General features: G+C 72.3%; 18 protein-coding genes and 1 pseudogene. 10 read left to right on the plus strand and 9 right to left on the minus strand.

The genetic code is table 11. The features are described from left to right. Positions 1–40 precede the first annotated feature (40 nt). On the plus strand, positions 41–2,026 hold the full coding sequence (locus ABZ495_RS18280; protein WP_359836821.1) for an amino acid transporter: 1,986 nt from the start codon (positions 41–43) through the stop codon (positions 2,024–2,026). Between the two features lie 500 nt (positions 2,027–2,526). Here ABZ495_RS18280 and ABZ495_RS18285 read toward each other — a convergent pair whose 3' ends face one another. Beyond that, the gene (locus tag ABZ495_RS18285) at positions 2,527–2,916 is read right to left on the minus strand and encodes a hypothetical protein (protein ID WP_359808363.1); all 390 of its coding nucleotides are present in this window, start codon (positions 2,914–2,916) and stop codon (positions 2,527–2,529) included. A gap of 394 nt (positions 2,917–3,310) precedes the next feature. Between ABZ495_RS18285 and ABZ495_RS18290 the strand changes: the two genes are divergently transcribed. Beyond that, complete coding sequence (locus tag ABZ495_RS18290) at positions 3,311–4,024, plus strand: hypothetical protein (protein WP_359836823.1); 714 nt, start codon at positions 3,311–3,313, stop codon at positions 4,022–4,024. Positions 4,025–5,216: 1,192 nt separating this feature from the next. Here the strand turns inward: ABZ495_RS18290 and ABZ495_RS18295 are convergent. Continuing rightward, on the minus strand, positions 5,217–6,023 hold the full coding sequence (locus tag ABZ495_RS18295; RefSeq protein ID WP_359836825.1) for a UbiA family prenyltransferase: 807 nt from the start codon (positions 6,021–6,023) through the stop codon (positions 5,217–5,219). Positions 6,024–6,180: 157 nt separating this feature from the next. Here ABZ495_RS18295 and ABZ495_RS18300 point away from each other — a divergent pair, with 157 nt between their 5' ends. The 4 genes from ABZ495_RS18300 (at position 6,181) to ABZ495_RS18315 (ending at position 9,856) form a co-directional block, all read left to right on the plus strand. Continuing rightward, positions 6,181–7,248, plus strand: coding sequence for a type III polyketide synthase (locus ABZ495_RS18300; protein WP_359836826.1), 1,068 nt, complete (start codon positions 6,181–6,183; stop codon positions 7,246–7,248). 6 nt (positions 7,249–7,254) lie between these two features. Continuing rightward, the gene (locus tag ABZ495_RS18305) at positions 7,255–7,776 is read left to right on the plus strand and encodes an isoprenylcysteine carboxylmethyltransferase family protein (protein WP_359808368.1); all 522 of its coding nucleotides are present in this window, start codon (positions 7,255–7,257) and stop codon (positions 7,774–7,776) included. Beyond that, complete coding sequence (locus ABZ495_RS18310) at positions 7,773–8,786, plus strand: NAD(P)/FAD-dependent oxidoreductase (RefSeq protein WP_359808370.1); 1,014 nt, start codon at positions 7,773–7,775, stop codon at positions 8,784–8,786. Before ABZ495_RS18305 ends, ABZ495_RS18310 begins: the two co-directional genes overlap by 4 nt. A gap of 560 nt (positions 8,787–9,346) precedes the next feature. Then, positions 9,347–9,856, plus strand: coding sequence for a hypothetical protein (locus ABZ495_RS18315; RefSeq protein ID WP_359836828.1), 510 nt, complete (start codon positions 9,347–9,349; stop codon positions 9,854–9,856). Positions 9,857–10,216: 360 nt separating this feature from the next. Here ABZ495_RS18315 and ABZ495_RS18320 read toward each other — a convergent pair whose 3' ends face one another. The 3 genes from ABZ495_RS18320 to ABZ495_RS18330 form a co-directional block, all read right to left on the minus strand. Further along, positions 10,217–10,567: a PRC-barrel domain containing protein gene (locus ABZ495_RS18320; RefSeq protein WP_359836870.1), complete on the minus strand. Its 351-nt coding sequence runs from the start codon at positions 10,565–10,567 to the stop codon at positions 10,217–10,219. Positions 10,568–10,898: 331 nt separating this feature from the next. Next, positions 10,899–11,645, minus strand: coding sequence for an anti-sigma factor (locus ABZ495_RS18325; protein ID WP_359836830.1), 747 nt, complete (start codon positions 11,643–11,645; stop codon positions 10,899–10,901). Then, positions 11,642–12,226: a sigma-70 family RNA polymerase sigma factor gene (locus ABZ495_RS18330; RefSeq protein WP_329491802.1), complete on the minus strand. Its 585-nt coding sequence runs from the start codon at positions 12,224–12,226 to the stop codon at positions 11,642–11,644. The genes ABZ495_RS18325 and ABZ495_RS18330 overlap by 4 nt, the downstream gene beginning before the upstream one ends. Before the next feature lie 304 nt (positions 12,227–12,530). On the opposite strand from ABZ495_RS18330, the gene ABZ495_RS18335 reads away from it, so the two are divergent. Continuing rightward, a complete protein-coding gene (locus tag ABZ495_RS18335) occupies positions 12,531–14,171 on the plus strand; it encodes a molybdopterin-dependent oxidoreductase (protein WP_359836832.1) in 1,641 nt (546 codons plus the stop codon). Positions 14,172–14,300: 129 nt separating this feature from the next. Continuing rightward, positions 14,301–14,951, plus strand: coding sequence for a fasciclin domain-containing protein (locus tag ABZ495_RS18340; protein WP_359836834.1), 651 nt, complete (start codon positions 14,301–14,303; stop codon positions 14,949–14,951). 226 nt (positions 14,952–15,177) lie between these two features. Here the strand turns inward: ABZ495_RS18340 and ABZ495_RS18345 are convergent, their stop codons facing one another. The 4 genes and pseudogenes from ABZ495_RS18345 to ABZ495_RS18360 form a co-directional block, all read right to left on the minus strand. Beyond that, positions 15,178–15,402 carry a hypothetical protein gene (locus tag ABZ495_RS18345; RefSeq protein ID WP_359836836.1) on the minus strand — a complete coding sequence of 75 codons (225 nt, stop codon included), beginning with the start codon at positions 15,400–15,402 and terminating at the stop codon, positions 15,178–15,180. 199 nt (positions 15,403–15,601) lie between these two features. Beyond that, positions 15,602–17,839, minus strand: a complete 2,238-nt coding sequence (locus tag ABZ495_RS18350; RefSeq protein ID WP_359836838.1) for a germacradienol/geosmin synthase — start codon at positions 17,837–17,839, stop codon at positions 15,602–15,604. Positions 17,840–18,702: 863 nt separating this feature from the next. After that, positions 18,703–19,020: pseudogene (locus ABZ495_RS18355) on the minus strand (ATP-binding protein); the annotation flags it as partial. A 348-nt stretch (positions 19,021–19,368) separates the two neighbouring features. Next, entirely contained in the window at positions 19,369–20,619 is a 1,251-nt protein-coding gene (locus ABZ495_RS18360; RefSeq protein ID WP_359836840.1) for an alpha/beta hydrolase, read from the minus strand. 127 nt (positions 20,620–20,746) lie between these two features. On the opposite strand from ABZ495_RS18360, the gene ABZ495_RS18365 reads away from it, so the two are divergent. After that, positions 20,747–21,193 (plus strand): MarR family transcriptional regulator, encoded by a 447-nt coding sequence (locus ABZ495_RS18365; protein WP_359836842.1) that lies wholly within the window; start codon positions 20,747–20,749, stop codon positions 21,191–21,193. Between the two features lie 81 nt (positions 21,194–21,274). Continuing rightward, positions 21,275–21,562, plus strand: coding sequence for a hypothetical protein (locus ABZ495_RS18370; protein WP_359836844.1), 288 nt, complete (start codon positions 21,275–21,277; stop codon positions 21,560–21,562). The last annotated feature ends 290 nt before the right edge of the window (positions 21,563–21,852 follow it).

The following is a 21,852-nucleotide window of genomic DNA, read 5'->3' on the forward strand; positions in this document are numbered from 1 at the left end:
GACTGCCGCGGTGTGCTGAGCCTCGAAGGGTGATGGGGGAATGAAGGAGGGTCCGGCCGATCTGGCCGTTCCGGAAGTGGTGGAGAGCGCTGCTCCGCGGACGCAGCCGACCGGAGGCGTCGGGCGGTGGCTGCTGCGCCACCGGGTGCAGCCGGTGGGTCCGGCGGCCGCCGAGGGGCACACCGAGCCGCAGGCGTGGTGGAAGGTGATGTGCCTGACCGGGGTGGACTACTTCTCCAGCCTCGCCTACGTGCCGGCCATCGCCGCGCTGGCCGCTGGAGCGGTCTCGCCGCTGGCGACGTTGCTGATCGTGCTGCTGACGCTGGTGGGGATGCTACCGATGTACCGGCGGGTCGCGCGGGAGAGCCCCAACGGCGCGGGGTCGGTGGCGATGCTGGAGGACCTGCTGCCGTTCTGGCGGGGCAAACTGTTCGTTCTGGTGCTGCTCGGTTTCGTCGCCACGTCGTGGATCATCACCATCACGCTGTCGTCGGCGGATGCCTCCGTGCACCTGGTGGAGAACCCCTACCTGTCCGGTGCCCTGCACGGCCACGAGGTCGCCCTCACCATCGGGTTGCTGCTCCTGCTGGGCGGGGTCTTCCTGCTCGGGTTCAGTGAGGCGGTCACCGTCGCCATCCCCCTCGTCGCGGTCTTCCTCGTCCTCAACGCGGTGACCGTCACCGTCGGCCTGGTGGACGTGTTCACCACGCCGGGGGCCTGGTCGGCGTGGACGGACGCGCTGGCCGAAGGCGGCGGCGGTTTCAGCGGCCTGGCCGAACCGGCGCTGCTGGCGTTCCCGCTGCTGGTGCTGGGCCTGTCCGGTTTCGAGACGGGCGTGAGCATGATGCCCCTGGTGGCCGCCGAGGGCGCGAACCCGGCCGAGCGGCTTGAAGCGCGCATCCACAACGCCCGCAAGTTGCTGACCACCGCCGCGGTCGTCATGAGCGTCTACCTGCTGGCCGCGAGTTTCGTCACCACGGTCCTCATCCCCCACAAGGAGTTCGAACCCGGCGGCGCGGCCGGCGGACGCGCACTGGCGTGGCTGGCCCACGAGAAGGTCGGCGAGGCGTTCGGCACCGTCTACGACGTCAGCACCATCCTGATCCTGTGGTTCGCCGGTGCCTCCGCCATGGCGGGTCTGGTCAACATCGTCCCCCGTTACCTGCCCGACTACGGGATGGCTCCCGAATGGGGACGGGCGGTGCGCCCGGTCGTCCTCGTCTACACGGCGCTGTGCATCCTCATCACGATCGCCTTCGACGCGGACGTCAACGCGCAGGCCGGCGCCTACGCCACCGGCATCCTCGCCATGATGGTCTCCGGTGCGTTCGCGGTCACCGTCTCCGCGCTGCGCCGGCGCCGCCGTGCCGCCACCGCGGGCTTCGCCCTCCTCACCGCGGTGCTGTTCTACGCCCTGGTGTCCAACATCGTCGACAAGCCGGACGGCATCGCCATCTCCGGCCTCTTCATCCTCGGCATCATCACCGTGTCGCTGGTCTCCCGCGTCTCGCGCACCACCGAGCTGCGGGCGGACCGCATCGTCCTCGACCCGGCGGCCCGCCGGTTCGTCACCGACACCCTCGCCCACGACCAGGCCATCAACATCATCGCCAACCGCCGCCAGGCCGGCGACCGCGCGGAGTACGAGGACAAGGAGCGCGAGCAGCGCGGCATCAACCCGGTGCCCGGCCCCGCCGACGTGCTGTTCCTGGAGATCGACGTCGTCGACCCCTCCGACTTCAGCGAAACCCTCACCGTCCACGGCGTGGAGGTCGACGGTTACCGCGTCCTGCGCACCGAAGCCCCCGCCGCGCCCAACGCCATCGCCGCGATCCTGCTCGCTCTGCGCGATTCCACCGGCGTCCAACCGCACTGCTACTTCGCCTGGGCCGAAGGCAGCCCCCTCAAGCACATGTTCCGCTACTTCCTCCTCGGCCGCGGCGACACGGCCCCCGTCACCCGGGAGATCATCCGCAAGCACGAACCCGACCCCGCCCGTCGACCCGGCATCCACGTCGGCGGCTGACCCCGAAGCCCGGTCACCCGCCCCGAGCCGACACCTCCCAGGCGCTCCCCGGCTGCTCCGGCGGCGGCCACCGGCGGCGGCCACCGGCCCAGCCGGAGCGCCGAGTTCGCACGGGTTCTCCATTCGCCCGAACAAGCCCTCACCGTCACACCGGCGAAGGGCCGCCACCGAATCGGTGGCGGCCCTTCGCTGTCCGCTCTACCGACGGAGAGGGGTGTTCCCGACGTGTCGAATTCCGCGCAAGCGCGGGCGGACACACCAGCAGGTGCGCTCCGCCTCGACCACTGCTGTGCGGCTGCTCCCAGGGCATCACCGGTCAGGCGTCCCGGGGCGGCGGTTCGCTTGCCCGCAGGCTCACGCGGCACCTCGAAGCGCGGGCACACCGCCTGGACAACCAGCCGGACGGTGTGGCCCGATCCGCTCCGGATCGGGGAGAAGGGCCACGTTCAGAGCCGGGTCGGTGTCCTTCCGGGGCGCGGTCGACCCGGAGGGCCGCACGGTCAGCGGCGGCGGCCGCCGACGTGGCGGTCGTCGGCCAGTGCGGTCAGTGGGCCGTACTCAGAGGAGAGCTCGCTCCACGTCAGGACCTCGCCACAGCGGGCCGGGAACGTCTTCGGGTCGAATTCGGGCATGGTCCAGGTGCCAGTTCCCCGGTCCCTCAGCCACAGGTCCCCGTCGCCGTCGACCACAGTGGGCGGGGCCGGTACGGGCTCGGCCTGATCGGTGGGATCCCAGGTGACCCGGCCGGGGTGGGAGGCGCGGCGCAGCTCGGTGGTGGCCAGCCGTGCGGCCAGGTCGCGGGCGGACTCTTCGGTGTCCTTGACCGACGCGAGCCGGTAGGCGTCGTCGAGGACGGGCAGGGCTGGATTCTGGCTGCGCTTGGAGCTCATACGCTGGCTACCTCCGTAGGGGGCGCCACATCCGTTATGGCACCCCGTGTAGGAGAACGGTATCCGAGGCGGGAGCCGGGCCGGGCACGATCACCGTCCAGGTGGAGGGTGGAGGACACCGGGTCGGTGGGGCCGGTGGTGAGCTGGTCCCGGGCATGGCGCAGCCGCGGTGGGTCGGGGAGCGCGGTGTCGTGAAGGCCGAACTCTTCGAGATCCCTTCGGGATCCGACCAAGCACGCGAGTGCCACCTTGGGCGGATGGTCGAACAGCCCGTGAGGTTCGCTGCTGTCCCCGGCTCCCTGCGGGGTTGCCCGGGTGCAGAGCGGGCAGGCGCGTCCTGAAGGCGATCATCCGTACGGCGGTCGCCGTTCCCACATGTGAGTGAGGTCACCCCTTGGCACCTTCCGTCGAAACGAACTCCGGCGTCGCAGCCGCCATCACGCTCGTCGAAGGCCAGCTCTCCCGGCTCGAGGAGCAGAAAGCCGCGCTCGAAAGCGAGTTGAAGCGAGTCGCCGCGTACGTCACCTCGCTGCGGGTCGCCCTCGACGGCCTGCTCGCAGCCGACGCGGCCCTACGGCCCTCCGTCGGCACGACAGCCGAGCCTGCCACTCCCCCACCCGTGTCCGCCGAAGAAGCTCCGGCGGCAGCGGAGCCGGAGCCGGCCGGGGCCGCCGCGGGGCCGCTCCCCCCAGCCGACGAACCGGAACCGAAGAAGGCAACCCGGCGCCGGGCGCCCGCCACCAAGGCAGCGCCCGCCAAGCGAACCGCACGCAAGCCCCGCGGGACCACCCCTGCGGCCGCCGAAGCCGGCGCCGGCCCGGCCGAGAGCAAGCCCGAGGCACGGATCGCGAAGAAGACCCCGGCGAAGAAGTCGGCCTCGCCGGCTCCGGCAGCCCCGACGGCACCGAAGCGATCCCGTGGGATCGCCGACGATGTCCTGAACGCCCTCGCCGCGGCCGGCAAGCCGGTGCGGGCGGGCGAGGTCTCCGCGACCCTCAGCCCCGGCAGCACGGACGACAACGTCCGCACGACCCTGGAACGGCTCGTCAAGGCCGGCCGGGCACAGCGTGCGGGCCGCGGCCTGTTCGCGGCACTGCCGACGAGCTGACCCCGCGCACCGGGTGGCGAACGCCGCTGGGGTAGTGGATCTTCCGGGGCCGGTCGGATTCGTTCCGACCGGCCCCGGGACGCGCCCCGCGCGTTCGGCCGCCGTGGTGCGAAGGTCACCTACTTCCCCGGCCTTCGTACTGCCGCGCGGAGCGAGCGGACGTCTGTGGGAGCGGCCCACCGGCCTTGTCGTGCCGAGTCGCGGCCGGCCCGGTTGTGCGTGCGGGTGCGCGCGCGGGGTGCGTCTGCCGCGGGAGCCGGCCACGGCGCGCCGAACGCCGCGTCTCACGACCGGGATTGGGCCACCTCTCAGCGGGCAAGTGATCTCCACACCACACCGGACCAGCGCGCGGAGGCGGCTGTGACTGTCATGACTCGGCTGATCGCTCCACCCCTTCTGGGCTCGACGCCGGCCAGGCCGGCCCCTTGTGCCTCTCTCCGCTTCGCTGCCGGATCAGCCGATGCAGTGGACCATCCTGGCCGCCATCGAGCGCGGACAGTGCAGGCCTGAACCCTGCCGCCGCGGCTGTCTCTCGTACACAGACCCGGATATGTGCTCGACCACTTGTGTGAGGAGTCCGATGATGCCCGTCCTCGTCCTTCTGTCAGCGCCTTTGCTTCTCGCCGCGATCTTCGTCATCGCCGGATTGCGGCCCGCGCGCGGCAGGAGCAGTCTGCCGCAAGCGGCCACCGCCCGACGTCGGCTCACCCGGCGCCATACTCAGCATCTCCGCCGTGCAGGCCAGACGCTGTGAGTGTCGATCACCCGCCGACGATGCGCCGGGCCGCACCACTCAGCCCCCGTAGGCCCTGCTCAGGTAGGGATGCGGGAACCCCTACGCTCGCCCGGGGGCCCGAACAGCCGGGGCGCGGAGTCGGCGGTGACGTGGCGGCGTGGCCTCCTCGGACGATCGCGGAGAACGGATCCACCCGCGCCGGTGTCCTGTGCTCGTGAAGGCGGCCGTGGGCGGCGGCACCTCGCAGACCCGGCCCGCTCGCCCGTCCTGCTCCCTGCTACCTGCTACCTGCTACCTGTGGCGACCTGCGTGACGGCCCAGTGCCCCGACACGGCCCAATGGCCCAATCCGTCCTTCCCGGCCCGCGCACCGGTCACCGCCCCGGCGCCGCGGTACTCCCGGAGGATCGGACGGTGAGCGAGGCGGTGCGGTGTGACGAGGCCGCGCGTGCCGCTGTCAGGTGAGAGCGGTGCCGCGCAGCAGGAGCAGGGCGATGTCCAGGGCGGCCAGCGCGAGGCTGGCGAGGAAGGGCAGGCGGCTGCGCGGGTCGCGGGTGGGGAGGGCGACCGTGAGTGCGAGCGTGCCGGTGGCGGCGAGGCAGGCCCGGTCGGTGGTGGTGAGGGGCCCGGGCGGTCCCAGGACGAGGGCGGCCGCCCCGGCCAGCAGCAGGGTCGCGGCCAGGGCGCGGGTGAGGTGCGGGCCGAGGCGGTGGGGCAGACCACGCACTCCGGTGGCCAGGTCGCCGGGGATGTCGGGAAGCGCGTTGGTGAGGTGAGCACCCGTACCGAGCAGGGCGCCGGCCGCCGTCACCCACGCCGGGGGCCACGGGTGGCCGGGCAGCGCGAGGGTGACGAAGGCGGGCAGCAGCGCGAAGGCCCCGGCGTAGGGCAGCCAGGACAGCGCCGTGCGCTTGACGCCCAGATTGTAGGACCAGGCTGCCGCGACCCCGACGAGGTGGGCGGTGCCCGCCGCCAGTCCGCCCGCCAGCGAGAGCGGGACGCACAGCGCGAGTGCGCCCCCGGCGGCGGCGGCCACGCTCCGCGGGCGAACGACGCCGCCCACCAGCGGCTTGTCGGTGCGGCCGGTGGCGAGATCGCGGTGAAGATCGATCCGGTCGTTGCACCAGCCCACCGACAGCTGCCCGGTCAGGACCGCCGAGGCCACCAGCGCGCTTCCCGCCGTGCCCCGCCCCCAGGCCACGGCGAGAGCGGTGACGACGGCGGTGACGGCGAGCGCGGGGGCGGCGTGGGAGGCGGCCAGCATCCCCCGTGCCGCTGCACCCCTCCTGGACTGCGGTTGAACGGTCGGGGTTGCCGCGGGCCGGACTCCGGTGGTGTGCACGTCCTCATGCTAGATCGGGCAAATCGCCGACCAGCGTACATTTCATGATGAAGTATCAGATCACGTCTAGGGTGAGCCGGTGACCACAATCGCGGCTGTCCACGGCGTGCTCGCGCCGCACCGGTACGAGCAGGGCGAGATCACCGAGGCCCTGACGGCGATGTGCGCGGCGTCCGACGCCCAGCGCGGCGTCCTCCAACGGCTGCACGCCACCGCCGCGGTCGGCACCCGCCACCTGGCTCTGCCGCTGGAGCGTTACCGCGAGTTGGGCGGGTTCGGCCGGGCCAACGACCTGTTCATCGACGTGGGGCTGCGGCTGGCGGAGGAAGCCCTGAGCGGCGCCCTGGCGGCGGCCGGTCTGGCGCCCGAGGAGGTGGACCTGGTGGTCTCCACCTCGGTGACGGGTATCGCCGCGCCCTCGTTGGAGGCCCGGCTGGCCGGGCGGGTGGGCCTGCGGCCGGACGTGAAGCGGGTGCCGATCTTCGGCCTGGGCTGCGTGGGCGGCGCCGCGGGCCTGGCCCGGTTGCACGACTACCTCCAGGGCCGTCCCGGGCACGTCGCGGTCCTGCTCTCGGTCGAGCTGTGCTCCCTCACCTTGCAGCGCGCCGACACCTCCGTGCCGAACATGGTGGCCGGCGCCCTGTTCGGTGACGGCGCCGCCGCCCTGGTGGCTGTCGGACGCCACCACCCGCGGTCCGGGGACTTCGCGGGGCCGCGGGTGGCGGCGACCCGCAGCCGCCTGTACCCGGGCACCGAGCGCGCGCTGGGCTGGGACATCGGAGACAGCGGCTTCACCATCGTCCTCGGCGCCGAACTGCCCGAACTGGTGCGCCTGCACGTCGGCGAGGACGTCCGGTCCTTCCTCGCCGAGCACGACCTGAAGCCGCCGGACGTCACCGGTTGGGTCGCCCACCCGGGCGGACCCAAGGTCCTGGACGCCTTGCAGGAGAGCCTCGGGCTCGACGCCGGCGCGCTGGAACTGACGCGGCGTTCACTGGCCGAGGTCGGCAACCTCTCCTCCGCCTCCGTCCTGCACATCCTGCGCGACACCCTCGCCCACGATCCGCCACCACCCCCCGGCGGCCCCGGTCTGCTCCTCGCCATGGGACCGGGCTTCTGCTCCGAACTCGTCCTCCTGCGCTGGTAGGCCCGGATGCCCCTGTACACGCTGCTGGTCCTCCTGGTCGCCGTCGAGCGCCTGGCCGAACTCGCCGTCGCGCGCCGCAACGCCGCCTGGAGCCGGGCACGCGGCGGTGTCGAACACGGCTCCGGCCACTACCCCGTCATGGTCCTGCTCCACACCGCACTGCTGGCCGGCTGTCTGGCCGAGGTCCACCTCGCGCACCGTCCCTTCCTGCCGGCCCTGGGCCTGCCCATGCTGCTCCTCGTACTCGCCGCCCAGGCGCTGCGCTGGTGGTGCATCCACTCCCTGGGGCCGCGCTGGAACACCCGGGTCATCGTGGTGCCCCACCTGCCGCTGGTCAGCACCGGCCCCTACCGGCTATTCAGCCACCCGAACTACCTCGCCGTCGTCGCCGAAGGCGCCGCCCTGCCCCTCGTCCACGGCGCCTGGCTCACCGCGACCGCCTTCACCCTGCTCAACCTCCCCCTGCTCGCCACCCGGCTGCGCTGCGAGAACGCCGCCCTGGCCGACTGCGCCACGGCGTCGACGTGATCGACCTCCTCGTCGCCGGCGGCGGCCCCGCCGGCCTCGCCACCGCGATCCACGCCGCCCTGGCCGGGCTCGACGCGGTGGTCCTCGAACCACGTCCCGCCCCGATCGACAAGGCGTGCGGCGAGGGACTGATGCCCGGGGCCGTCCGCGCCCTGGCCGCCCTGGACGTGCCGGTGGTCGGCCACCCGATCCGCGGCATCCGCTACCTGGACGACCGCCACCGCGCCGAGGGCAGGTTCCGCCACGAGGCGGGGATGGGCGTGCGGCGCACCGTCCTGCACGCCGCGCTGTCGCGCCGGGCGGCCGAACTCGGCGTGCCGGTGCTGGCGGGGAAGGCCACCTCCGTCCACCAGGACGGGGACAGCATCACCGCCGCCGGACTCACCGCCCGCTACCTGGCCGCCGCGGACGGCCTGCACTCGCCCCTGCGCCGGCAGTTGGGCCTGGAACGCCCCGACCCGCGACCCCCGCGCTACGGCCTGCGACGGCACTTCGCGGTGGCGCCCTGGACCGACTGCGTGGAGGTCCACTGGTCCGCACTCGGCGAGGCCTACGTCACCCCGCTCGGCCCGGACCGGATCGGCGTCGCCGTCCTGACCGGCGAGCGACTGCCGTTCGACGCACTGCTGCCCGCGTTCCCCGCACTCCTTCACCGCCTCACCGCCCACCGCGGCTCGGCCGTACGCGGCGCCGGACCGATGCGCCGGCGGGTACGGGCCAGGGTGGCGGGACGCGTCCTGCTGGTCGGGGACGCCGCCGGCTACATCGACGCGCTCACCGGCGAGGGCATCTCGCTCGCCCTCACCGGCGCGGCCCACCTGGTGCGCTGCGTACGCGCCGGCCGGCCGCTGGACTACGAGCGGGCCTGGCGCCGCGCCACCCGCGACCACCGCCTGCTCACCGGGGCACTGGTACGCGCCCGCGTCAACCCGCTCCTGGCCCCACGGATCGTCCCCCTGGCCACCCGCGCCCCCGCGCTCTTCACCGCCCTGGTCAACCGCCTCACCTGACGGTGATGACGTCCGTGGTGATGGTGCCGGCGAGTCGGTTCCATCACCTCGTGGCCCCGAACGCGCCGCGCACGGGCACCATCCGGAGCCAGGCCGTTCCTTTCGGATCTCGACACGCTGGACCGGACGGCCGCCAACACCCCGCCGGGGTGGTCCTGAGCCGCCGCCCCCTCGATCCGCACGGGATTTCCGTCCCCGACAAACCGCCGTTCCCAGGTCAGCGGGCATTTCGCGGGCGCGTCCCGTGATCCGTCCGGCTAAGCGGAAGTGGGACTCTGGACAGCCCGCACCGGCCCGATTACAGTCAGTGCGGGGCCTGCGTCAGCAGGAAGCTAAATCGGGGGCGGCACATTCATCGTCGGCAGCGGGAAAGCCGTCCCGTTCGGCGATTCACCATGTTTTCCGGGTCGGCGTCGATCGACGTTCCGATTCCGGAATTCGGCGCACCGAAGTATCGGTTCTGCCCGGCTCGGCACGGGCCGGTGCCCCTCGGGTCGGCGCCCCTCGGAGCCCCTGTCCGCAACTCGTCCGCAACTCGCCCGGATCAAGGAGACACCCTCATGCCTCTGTCAGCGGCTGACCTCGCGAAGCTCGGCGACACCCCGGTCACGATCCAGTCGGACCACTACCCGAACATCTACCTGCGCCTGGACGGCACCGGCGTGACCCAGTTCGCCGGCAGCGGCGCGGGAAAGGTCAACTGCCAGTTCGGCACCGGCCCCTGGACGGCATTCCGGGTGCGACCGCAGAGTGACGGTTCCTTCGCGTTCGAGTCGGTGGCCTTTCCGGGCGTCTTCCTGCGCATGGACGGCGCCGGAGTTCCGGACACCATGGCCGGAGGGGGGGCCGTCAACTGTCAGTTCGGCGCTTTCCCGTACGAAATGTACAAGCTCCGCGCGCAAGCCAACGGCTCATTCTCGTTCGAGTCGGCGACGGCATTTCCTAACCACTTCCTGCGCTTGGTGGTCGGCAGCGGCGTGACCGCCGCGACCGGCCCCGGCGGCACGGTGAACTGCCAGGTCAACGCCAACGGCGGCGGTGACGAGAAGTTCTACATCGACGTCGCCTGAGCACCTCCGCGGGCCGCTCCCGGCTCGCCCGAGCGTTTCCGCGGGCCGCACCTGCCGATCGGCGGATGCGGCCCGCGGCCGTTCCCGGGTGGCCCTCTGGGCCTTCTCCTTCGGATCTTGCCGGATCAGCGTGCGGCCAGGTGCCCGCCGGCGCGCTCGGCGACGGCGACGAGGTCGGCGACGGCCGGCACGGTGTGTGTGCCGGCATCGTCCGTCGAACCACCGGGAGGGGCACGGTCACCGCCCCGCTCGTACTCCCGCCCGTACTTTCCGGGGGCGTCGAGACGGACCCGCACCGTGGACAGCGGCGGCCCGGACCCCCGGGGCGGGGGTCCGGGCCGGATGCCGGCGCGGTGGTTCTCAGAGGCGGGGGTCCGTCGTGGGGTGGCCGTAGTAGCCGCCGACCTGTGTGTGGTAGCCGGCGTCGTCGCTGTGCTTGTCGGGGTCGAACTCCGGCGCGTTCTTGATCTCGTCCTTGGTGCGGTTGATCCACACCGTCTTCTCGTCGGAGTCCACCCGCACGACGGTGCCCGCGGGCAGCAGGACGTGCTTGCCGAAGATCCACGGGCCGGTGTCGACGACGACGTGCGCCGAGTCGACGTCCTCCGTGTGCTTGTCGATCTTGCCGATGTGGCCGTCCGCGGCTTCCACCCGGAAACCGGTCAGGTCGGTGCCCGGGGTGTAACCGGTCGCCTTCTGGTAGTCCCACATGCCGCTCACAACTGCCTCCTCGGTGTCGGTGTGTGAACCGCCGTCTGCCCGCGCCGAGCACCCCGCACACGTCGTCATCCACGATCCGTCGAGTTCATCTCGCAGCGCCCGCATCCGCTCCCCGCCCGCCGGTCCGAGTCCTGTTCAGCGCGAGGATCCCCTCGGGGCCTTGAAGTGGGTAGCGGTCACCGGGGGCGACAGGACGGGCATGTTCCCTGTGGTGTGGGCCACCGACGTCATCGTCTTCGGCCAGCCGTACCTGCTCTCCCGGTGAGGGCAAGAGATGCACCGGTTCCGCTGCCCGTCGGGCAGCGGAACCGGCCGTGAAGGGTCAGGCGAACGGGAGCAGCACCACCGGCGCTCCGGTGGGCTGCGCCGAGCCGCCGGCCGGCTCGACGGTCACCCCGATGCCGGTCGCGCCGTTCACGGGCCCGGTCAACAGCGTTGCCCCACTGGCGGACTGCATCAGGCCGGCGGGGCGCATCGTGCCGCCGTCGTTGAACCACAACTCGTAGGTGGTGCCGGTCTTGAGCTCGGGCAACCCGGAGACGAGCAGCCCGGCGGTGTCCTGGTTCCTGGACCACACCACGGTCGCCACGCCGCTGCCGCCGGTGACCGGGCCACTGGCGGTGCGGGCGTCCGGTGCCGTGAGCAGGCCGCCGATCCGGTCCTGCTGCTGCTGGAGCGCCGCCGCCCGAGCCCGGGCCTGGTCGGCCTGATGGTACTGCTGCACCGCGATTCCGCCCGCACCGAGCGCCGCCGCCAGGCACGCCGCCAGCGCGAGCCGGTAGACGGCCCGGCGTCGCTGTCCGCCGCGCCTGCCCACGGGCTGCTGCCTCGATCGCGGAGGTTCCTGACGGGTCGTGTCCAGGGACGCCATGACCCGCTGTTTGAAGTCGCGCGGCACCGGCATGGCCTGGGCAGAGCCCAGACGCGCGAGCGTGGCCGAGAACTCGGCGACCTCCAGAGCGCACGCCGGGCAATGGGCCAGGTGGCGTTCGAACTCCTCGCGCTCGTCGAGGTCGAGGGCGTGCGCGGCGTACGCGCCGGTGAGGGTGTGCAGGTCTGCGGTACTCATACGGTCACCCCCAGGCAGTCGCGGAGCCGGATCAGGCCGTCGCGCATCCGTGTCTTGATGGTTCCCAGCGGAGCCCCGAGCAATTCCGCCACCTGCGGATAGGTGAAACCGCTGAAATAGGCCAGGGTCAGCGCCTCGCGCTGCAGCTCGGTGAGGCCCTTGAGGCAGCGCCGGACCTGCTCCCGCTCCAGCCGGCCCTCGACCTGCTCGGCGACCTCGTCGAAGGGCGGGGTGTGCGAGGCGGCGGCGATCCGGTGCTCACGGTCGGCGGTCGCCTGCGCGGCGCGCACCCGGTCCACCGCGCGCCGGTGCGCGATGGTCAGGACCCATGCCATCACCTCGCCCCGATCGGGCCGGTACTGGGCGGCCTTGCGCCACACCTCCAGCAGCACCTCCTGCGCGACCTCCTCCGACTGCGCCGGATCGCGCACCACCCGGCGCACCAGCCCGAGCACTGGCCCGGCCACGGCGTCGTAGAGGCTGCTGAAGGCGTCCTGATCCCCCAGGGCGACCTTCCCGACGAGTTCCTTCAGGTCGGGACCCGGTCGGCCGGGACCGGACAGGCGCAGCACCGCGCTCACTGCGGGACCTGCACGAACAAGGGCCCGGCCGAAAGGGCCGAAAGGGCCGAAGGCGGGACGAAGGGGATCAAGGGAGCCTCCATGACCCGGCGGGAGCGGTCCCGCCAGAGCCGACGAACGAGAAGTGACACCGGTTCTTCGGTGCCGCGGCCTCCGCGGATTGCCGAGCCGGCGATTGAACCTGCGTTCTTCGAATCGCGCCTCTTTATCACGCCTCACGCACGGGCGGCGGGCATTCGCCTTCCGTTCACTTGCGCGCGTGGCCCCGAGAATCGGCACCCATCCGCCGCCCTGGATGCGCCGAATGGCCGACGTGAGCATCAAGAGCCCCTCCCGAGACGTGCGCGACCGGATCCTGCGGTCCGCGGCGGCGGCCGCCACCGGTCTGGCCGCCGCCGCCGCGGCCGTCGGCGCGGGCGAGCTGGTCGCCGCGTTCACCGGACCAGACACCGCACCCGTGTACGCGGTGGGGTCGGCGGCGATCGACCTCACGCCGACTCCGCTCAAGGAATACGCGGTCCGCACCTTCGGCACCAACGACAAGCCCGTCCTGCTCACCGGCATCTACCTCACCATGGCCCTGCTCGCCGCCCTCGCCGGAATCCTCGCCCGACGACGGCCGCTCGCCGGCGCCGCGGTGTTCGCGCTCTTCGGCGGCGTCGGCATCTGGGCCGCCCTCTCGCGACCGGCCGCCACCACCACCGACGCACTGCCCGCCGTCACCGCAGGCATCGTCGGATTCGCCGCGATGCTCCTCCTCGCCCGACTTCTGCGCGGGGCCGCTGCCACCGCATCCCCCGACGGGACAGGCGCGCGGCTCCCCGAACCCCTCGCCGTCACCGAGCGGCCGGCTGTCGACGTGCCTCCGCAGGGCCCCAGCCGCCGCACCGTCCTGGCCGTCACGGGCGGCACCGTCGCGTTCGGCGCCCTCACCGGCTTCGGCGGACGAGCGCTCTCCGACAACCGCTACGACATCGCCGCCGCCCGGGCCGCGGTCCGTCTCCCCGCACCCGCCGAACGCCTGTCGCCGCTACCCGGCTCCCTCCACCCCGCGGCGCCCGGCCTGTCCCCGTTCACCACCCCCAACGCGGACTTCTACCGCGTCGACACCGCCCTCACCCTGCCCCGGATCGACCCCCGGCACTGGTCACTGCGCATCCACGGCATGGTCGACCACCCGATCCTGCTCACGTTCGACGACCTGCTGCGCCTGCCGCTCCAGGAGCTGGACCACACCCTGTCCTGCGTCTCCAACGAGGTCGGCGGCCCGTACGTCGGCACCACCCGCTGGCTCGGCGCCTCACTGCCCGCCCTGCTGCGCCGGGCAGGGGTACGACCGGGCGCGGACCAGCTGGTGGGCCGCTCCCAGGAGGGCATGACCATCGGCACACCGCTGGAGTCCGTGCTCGACGGCCGCCCGGCGCTGCTCGCGGTCGCGATGAACGGCGAGGCCCTTCCGGTGGCCCGCGGCTTCCCCTGCCGCAGCGTCGTACCGGGCTTCTACGGCTACACCTCCGCCACCAAGTGGCTGGTCGACCTGGACGTCACCACCTTCGCCGCGTACGACCCGTACTGGGTCCGACGCGGCTGGGACCGCCGGGGCGAGGTACGCACCGCCTCCCGCATCGAGGTCCCCGCCCCCTTCGCCCGCGTCCCCGCCGGGGACGTCACGCTCGCGGGAACCGCCTGGGCCACCCACCGGGGCATCGCCGCCGTGGAGGTGCGCATCGACGGCGGCCCCTGGCAGACCGCCCAGCTCGCCGCCGACGGCGGACCGGACCTGTGGCGGCAGTGGACCCACACCTGGTCCGCCGCGCGGCCCGGCACCCACCGCATCGAGGTGCGGGCCACCGACGCCTCGGGGGCCGTCCAGACCGAGCAGCGCGCCGCGCCGTTCCCGGCCGGCGCGACCGGCTGGCACAGCACCGTCGTCACCGTCACCTGACCCGCCCGACCGCCCGGGCCCGGCCCGTGGCCGAGTCGGCAGCAACCACCAAGGCTTCGGGCCGACCTTCCGCCGGCCCGAATCAGTACGCCACTACCTCATGAACCCGTCCAGATCAGGAGAAACCTCATGTCGCTGTCCCACATCCGCCGCTCCTCCCTGGCCACCGTCCTGGCGGCCGGCGCGCTCGCCCTCACCTTGAGTGCCTGCAGCAGCAGTGGCAGCGGAACCGCCATGGACACCCCGTCCGCGTCCGCAGCCGCCTCCTCCGCCGTGCCGGCCACGGCCACGCCCGTGCAGGTGATGGACCAGCCCTTCGGCGCCGCCTGTGCCGCCGTGCCGAAGGACGGCGCCGGATCGTTCACCGGCATGGCCAAGGACCCCGTCGCCACCGCGGCCTCGAACAACCCGCTGCTGTCCACGCTGGTCACCGCGGTCAAGCAGGCCGGCCTGGTCAACACCCTCAACTCCGCCCAGAACATCACCGTGTTCGCCCCGACCAACGACGCGTTCGCCAAGGTCCCCAAGGCGCAGCTGGACGCGGTCCTCGCCGACAAGGACAAGCTCACCAAGATCCTCACCTACCACGTCACCCCCAACCGCCTCGCCCCCGCCGCGCTGCCCGGCACCCACAAGACGCTCGAGGGCAGCGAGCTGACCGTCACCGGCTCGGGCCAGGAGTTCACCGTCAACAAGGACTCCAAGGTGCTGTGCGGCAACGTCCAGACCGCCAACGCCACCGTCTACATCGTCGACACCGTCCTGATGCCCACGTCCTGAGCCTGGCACGGCCGCCGACCACGCCGGGGGTCGGCGGCCGGCCGCGTTCCAGCCGTCGGCACCGATCGGCCGCGAAGTTCCTTCGCCCGCCCACCAAGCCGTCGCCCCGGTGCCTGCGAACCCTCAGTAGGAAGCGCGCAGTTCAGCCGGCAGCAGTCCCGCCCATCCGCGAAGCGGGCGCCGCGGACCGCGCGGACCCCCTCACCGGAGAGCATCCGCCATGAACCTACGACACCTCGCAGCACCCCTCCTGGGCGCCAGCGAACTCAACCCCGCCCTGCCCCAGGATGCCACCGCCCCGGCCCTGTGCGGCCCACTGCACTGACACGCTCAGGGTGAAGTCGGCCAGGTCGACGGCCACCAGGCCCTCGGCCTCGCCGACGGCCTGGTCGAGGGCGTGCTGGAACCGGTCCGTGTTGTCCACGGTGAGGTCGCCCGTCAGGGTGCGCACCACCGCCTCGCCGACGACGGCGAGGGTGGCCGGGCCGTCCGGCGCGGTCGGCGTCGGTCGGCTCCCACGTCCTGTCGTGCTGCTGCCGCTCGGCTTCCTTCCTCGGCCGGACTCCCGATGATCGTCCGCATGTCCACGGCTCGCCGTAGCGCCGCTCCGGGGTAAGACCCGCCGCGGGGGGCCGGGCCCGCAGGCATCGCTACACGCAGCCGGCGCCGGGGCTGTCCGGTGCGGCCGGGCGGGGGAGGCGGGCGGCGGCGGTGCCGAGGCCGGTGGGGCCGGAGAGGGCGCGGCCGTAGTGGTGACGCAGGTCGGCCTCGCGGTAGCGGCCGCTGATGGCGTGCCAGTGCAGGTTGCCGGTCATGACGGTCCTGAGCCGCTCGACGTGGTCGGCGACGGTCTGCCGTTCTGCGCCGTCGAGGTCCAAGTCGTCGCAGAGGAAAGGCAGTTCGGCGGTGGCCAGATGCTCGAACTCGTCGAGGCGTGCGGTGGCGAGGTCGGCGACGACCCGGGCCGCTTCCGGGTAGCCGCAGTCGAAGAAGTGCCGCACCACGAGCGGGGCGTTGTGGAAGTCCCCCTCGAACTCGACCTCCCGCTGGTACGAGAAGAGGTCGTTGACCAGGCCGGCGTGGTCGGCCGCCGTCCGCTCCAGGGACCGCACGGTGCCGCTGTTCCGGACGGCGTCGGACAGCGGCCGCTGCACCCCGCCGCGCAGCAGGGCCGGGACAGTGGTGAAGAATTCGGCGCCGACGGTCCGGCGGCGCAGTTCGAGGAAGTCCACCGGATCGGGGATTCGGTGGTGGGCGAGGTTGGCGATCTCGGTCAGCCAGCCCTCGAACAGCTCGGCGAGCAGGCCGCGCACGGTCTCCCGGGCGGCGGGCGTGAGGCCGGTGCCGATCCGGGACCAGAGGTCGGTGAGCCCGCGCTCCAGCGCGTCGGCGGGCACGATGGGAACGGTCGGCACGGGAGAGGTGATCTCCATCAGCCGGGCGGCGGCCAGCTTGGCCCCGGCGAGGTCGCGCCGGCACCCGTAGGCGGTGTCGAAGAAGTCGTCCCCGTAGCAGCCCCAGGCGATCAGGGAGGTGGCCGCGGTCAGCTGCTCGGCGGTGAGGTCGGGCATGGTGCACGCTCCGAGCAGGCCGAGGTCGAAGCGGGTGAACGTCTCCTCGGTCCACACCCGCCGGCCGCCGGCCCGCGGCTCCGGGGCGTACATGCCCATCCGGCCGGCCCATTCGGGCACCTCCCTTCGGACCCGGTCCACCTGGGGGCTGACCCGCAACCGGGCCGGGAACCGCAGTTCGGGGACCTGGGAGGGCCCGGTGGGCTGGTGCGGCACGAAGGCGAAGTTGCGCAGGCGCTTGGCCCCGGTCGCGCCGACCACGCGCTTGATGTCCATCGCCGAGGTGCCGAGCGTGCCCAGCGGCAGGGGCAAGCCGACCTGGGCGCCGCCGCCGTTCATGTAGCGGCTGGAGCGCAGGTGCCACTCGTGACCGCCTGCCTGCCAGTCCTGCAGCCCCTTGACGTAGGCCGCGACCCGGGCGGTGTCGTCGGCGCCGAGGCCGTGTTCGGCGAGCAGCGGGCCGAGCGCGGTCAGCGCGGTGTCCTCGAACTGCTGCAGCCGGGACGTCAGCAGGTCGTTGACCCGGTCGGCGGCCTCCTGCGCGCTGATCCCGAAGAAGGTCTCCAGTACCAGTACGCCGTTGCTCAGCTCGCCCTCCTCCTCCATCTCGCGCTGGTACGAGAAGAGGTCGTTGCGCAGGTGCACCGCGTCCGAGAAGGTGTCCCGGAGCACCTCCAGCGGCCGCGACCGTGCGACGGCGGCCGGGACCTCCGCCCCGGCGGCGTGCTCCACCAGCACAGCCGACCAGGGCGCACCGCCGACCTTGCGGCGCATCTCGATGTACTCGACGGGGTTGGGGACCCGGCCGATGCTGATGTTGGACAGCTCCCAGATCGACTCGTTGAGCAAGTGCTCGGTGCTCAGCGCGAAGCGTTCGCGCCAGTCCGCCGAGGTCCCAGGGGCGGTGCGCAGCCACAGCTCGGCCAGGCCTGCCTCCACCGGGTTGCGGGGCTCAGGCACCGGAGTCGCGGGGTCGAGCGGCATGAAGGCGGCCAGCCGGTCGAGATAGGCCTTGCCGCCGGCCCGGTCCTGGCTGCGCTTGAAGGTCTTCACGAAGTGGTCGTCGAAGAAGAAGACCCACACGTACCAGTCCGTCAGCAGCGCCAGCTCGGCTTCGTCGCAGTCCGGATGGGTGTAGGCGCACAGCAGCGCGTAGTCGTGCGCGTCGAGGTCCCGTTGCTCCCAGATGCCCGAGCCCTCCAGCATGCCCATGCCGTGCGCCCAGTCGCGAGAGTGTTCCCGGGCCTGCTCCAGGTGCGGGTTGAGCCGGGCCGGGTACGGCAGGTAGAAGGCGGGGAGGTTGAAGGGCTGTGGCATGTCGCTTCACGCTCTCTTCTGGGAAACGGGGGAACGTGTCGATGACGCTCGCCGGCGCCGATCTCACCGCCGGTGTTTCGGCGCCGCAGGCCGCGGCCGGACGTTGCGGGATGAGCGCATCGTTTATGCAGAATCGTCCGGCTTGCGATCACAGGCGGCGGCTCGTGCGTCGGCTATGCGGAGTTGCCGGGGCGGATCCTCATGTCCGGAGATCAAGGCCGGGCACGCCCGGTACCAGCACGGCGGCCATACGGTAGCCACCGACCGGCAAGAGGGCTATCGAGCACTGGGCGACTCCCATGAAACGACAGAACTTCGGTATGGAGATTCAGGGTTCAGGCGCATGGGTGACCGTATAGGCACCTGCGGCAGCCCTGACCACACCGGACTCCGCTTCACTCGAAGAGGTGATTTGTAGGTCTCCTCCGGAATTTCGCCGGGCCCCGTACCTTACGGTCCAAGAGTTGCGCGGCGACCAGACCGCACCACCAGCGCCGTCCTCCACACGAAGGACGGGAACAGGAAATTCTTCGGCACGTCCAAGGTTAGGGAAGGCCACTCTGGGCTCTTTGGGCCGCAAGATTTCCTGTTCCCCCGGAAGGCAGGCATCCTCCGGCCCAGGCGCGTCGGGAGGCCCGCCCTCAGGTGACTGCTCGACGGTGACGGCACGCGGCAGCAGCGTCCGTCCACTCCCCGTCCGTTCCACGCATGGGACGCGACACCTCGGCAGCGACATCCGCCGCTCCATGTACCGCCCCGTCCACGACAGCGTCGGTGCCCCCGACCAGACATCACGCACCCGGCCCTCCCGGGTGCTCGCCGACAGGCGCAGGGGGTGCCGGGCGAGTCGGGGGCGTCAGGGGTCAGGAGGCGGGGAGGTCGAGGGTGGCGAGGGCTCCGCCGTCGGGGGCGTTCGCGAAGGTCAGCCGGGCGTTGAGGACGAGCGCCTGCCCGGTGGCGATGGTGAGGCCGAGGCCGTGTCCCTGGCCTCGTTCGGCGGCCCCGGTGCGGAAGCGCTGCGGCCCGTCGGCGAGGAGGGCGTCGGGGAAGCCCGGTCCGTGATCGCGTACGGCGATCCGGCTGCCGGTGACGGTGACTTCGACGGGGGCGGTGCCGTGCCGGTGGGCGTTGGCGAGAAGGTTGGTGAGGATCCGCTCCACGCGGCGCGGGTCGGTGCGGACGGTGGCGGGCCTCGTCAGCCGGAGGCGGACATCGCCGTCGTCCCGCACGACTGACCCACCATCCGCGTCGAGGGTGGTGGACCCCGGCACGCCCGGCGTCCACCGCCCTCTTTGCGCGCCCCGGCTCACGCGTCGAACCTCCGGCCGAGTTCGCCGGACCCGGCGCCTGGCGGGAGCTGCCCGGATCGGCGCCGATCGTGAGCGGACACCCGGCATCGGCGCTCACCGCGCCTGGGACTCCGGACAGGTGGTCCGTCGTCCGGTAGGACGGCTGCCGCGCCACCCGATCGAACTCTCGCCCTCCGTGCCGGCGTCCGACGGACACCGGCTGAGCTGCCTGCTGGAGTACTAGCGGGCGTCGGCGATCACTGCCGGGGTGGCACCGAGCCACCAGGTGGGGTTGGCGGTGCCGTCGGTGGTGCGGCCGTCACTGTGGACGTAGTGCCGCACGTCGCGGCCCGGCTCGGCGTACTCGCCGTTCAGGGCGCGCTCGACCCATTCGGCGCCGAACCGGAAGACCTCGGCGGCGATGCCGCCCAGCGGGTGGAACTCGTTCTCGTAGACGCGCATCTCCTTGGGGGCCCGGACCCGCTCGTAGTTGGCCAGCGCCTGCTCCAGCACGGTGAGTTCGTCGAACTCACCGATGCCGTACACGACCGGGCAGGTAATCTCCCGGACGAGGTCGCCCAGCGGCATCCGGGCGACCAACTCGGTGTCGAAGGCGTCCTCGTCGGTGTAGCCGGCCATGAACATGTAGTTGTTCTTGAAGGTGGGCTGGGCGCGCTCGAAGATGGTGGTGAAGTCGCCGGTGACGGCTTCGAAGGCGGCCAGCGCGGCGAGGCGGTGGTCGGTGGCGGCGGCGCGGGAGCCCCAGTAGCCGCTCATCGAGATGCCGAACATGCCGATCCGGGCCGCGTCGACCTCCGGCAGCGAGGCCAGGTGGTCGATGTAGCGGCTGATGGCGCGCTCGTAGTTGGTGAGGTCGACGGTCAGCCCGTTGGCCCGGCTCTCGCCCTGGCCGGGGCCCTCGATGGACAGTGCCACGATGCCGCGAGAGGTGTAGTACCGCTCCGCCGCGTAGATGTAGTCCTCCTTGATCATGTCCATCCCCGGGCCGAGGATCACCGCGGGGGCGTTCCTGACGTCTCCGGCCGGCAGGTGGATGAGGGCGAAGATCTGCTTGCCCTCGAAGTCGAGGACGACGCGTCGTACCCGATTGTCACGCAGTGCGCCCAAGCGCTCGACGCAGTGGTTGGCGTGCTCGCGGAAGGCGAGCTTGCGCGGGTCGTTGGCGTCGAAGATCGAGTACTGGGCGCGGCCCCACATCACCGCGGCGCGCACGTAGAGGTCGGCGGCGGTCTGGGCGAAGCCGCCGCGCTCGTGGTGGGCGGCGCGCTCCTCGGCCTGCCCAGCGATGGTGGCCCAGGCCTTGGGGAGCATCACGCCGCTCCGCACCAGGTCGAAGACCTTGTCGAAGTCGGTGTGGTCGTGGCCGAGCTGCTCGAGGGTGCCCTTCGCCTGGGGGTGCAGGGCGTCGAATCCGCCCTGGGCGAGGGCGATGTCCAGGGCCCAGCTCTGGCCGGTGGATCGTGCGGTCATGACAGGTGTCCTCACGTGAAGGGGATGCGAGGTGTTCCGTTCGGCAACACCTAAGTACTTAATCAATAAGTACTTAGGATAGGCTGGATGTCAACCCGCCCCCGATCAGCGACACGGAGACCCTCCGATGCCCGATCCAACCCGCGACGCGGCCCTCGACCGGCTCGCCCGCGCCGCCTACAGCCTCAGCGCGGCCGACTCCCGCCTGCGCGGACGCGCCACCCGCACCCCCGGCGCCCTCTCCCTCACCCACGCGCGAGCGCTACGCGTCCTGGCCGACACCGGCCCACTGCCGATCGGCCGGCTGGCCGCCGCCACCGAGACCACCGGCGCGGCCACCACCCAACTGGTCAACGGCCTAGCCGCGGCCGGCTACGTCACCCGTGAACGCCCCGCAGACGACAAGAGGTCCGTCCTGGTCACCCTCACCGACACCGGCCGACGCCGCCACCACGAACGCCAGACCGCCCTGGCCCAGGCGCTCGACACCGCACTCGCACGCCACGAAACCACCGCCCTGGACACCGCGACCGACGTCCTGCGGCAACTCGCCGCCATCTACGACCAGCTCTGAGCGGGCGCCTGGCCCGGTGGACCTTCCGTCCGGGCCCGCGTCCTCCCTCTCGACCCCCACCACACCGCAGGAGAAAGAGCCGTGGCCGACAAGGACGTCGAGCGGACCAACGAGCGGCGCCACGTCCCGGAGCCCTGGGGGCCGGGACTCGGGACGTGGGGGGCCATCGCACTGATCGCCTTCGGAGGCGTCGCGGCAGCATGGGTCTCCTTCAGGCTGCCCGGCACCCCGGAGGAACCGGCCTCCGGCTACTACCAGGCCGCCAGGGTCATCGCCATCGGCCTGGTGACCGTGGGCTGCGCCTTGCTGGGCCGCCGCCGCGCCCGAGCCGCAGCCGTCGAGGAGACGAGCGAACCGGAACATGTCTGACCCCACCGGTCGGTGAGCGACGTCAACGGGCGCCACGCTGAAACGCGTTCTGCCAGGCGTGGGTGCGTTCGACCTGCCACCGTCGGCTCACCCGGCGAACTGGCCCGGACCTGGCGGGTCAGGTTGCCGGCCAGCTCGTTGACGTTCTCGGTGAGCCGCTTCCAGGTCCCGGAGACGCCCTCGCCCTCCGGCCTGGCCGCCGAGCCGTCCCTCGCTGCCGACCTCGCGGGCCACCCGGGTGACCTCGGCGGCGAAGGCCGAGAGCTGGTCGAGCCTCGCGGATGGCCGGC

Source organism: Kitasatospora sp. NPDC005748 (assembly GCF_040630735.1).
Classification (GTDB): domain Bacteria; phylum Actinomycetota; class Actinomycetes; order Streptomycetales; family Streptomycetaceae; genus Kitasatospora.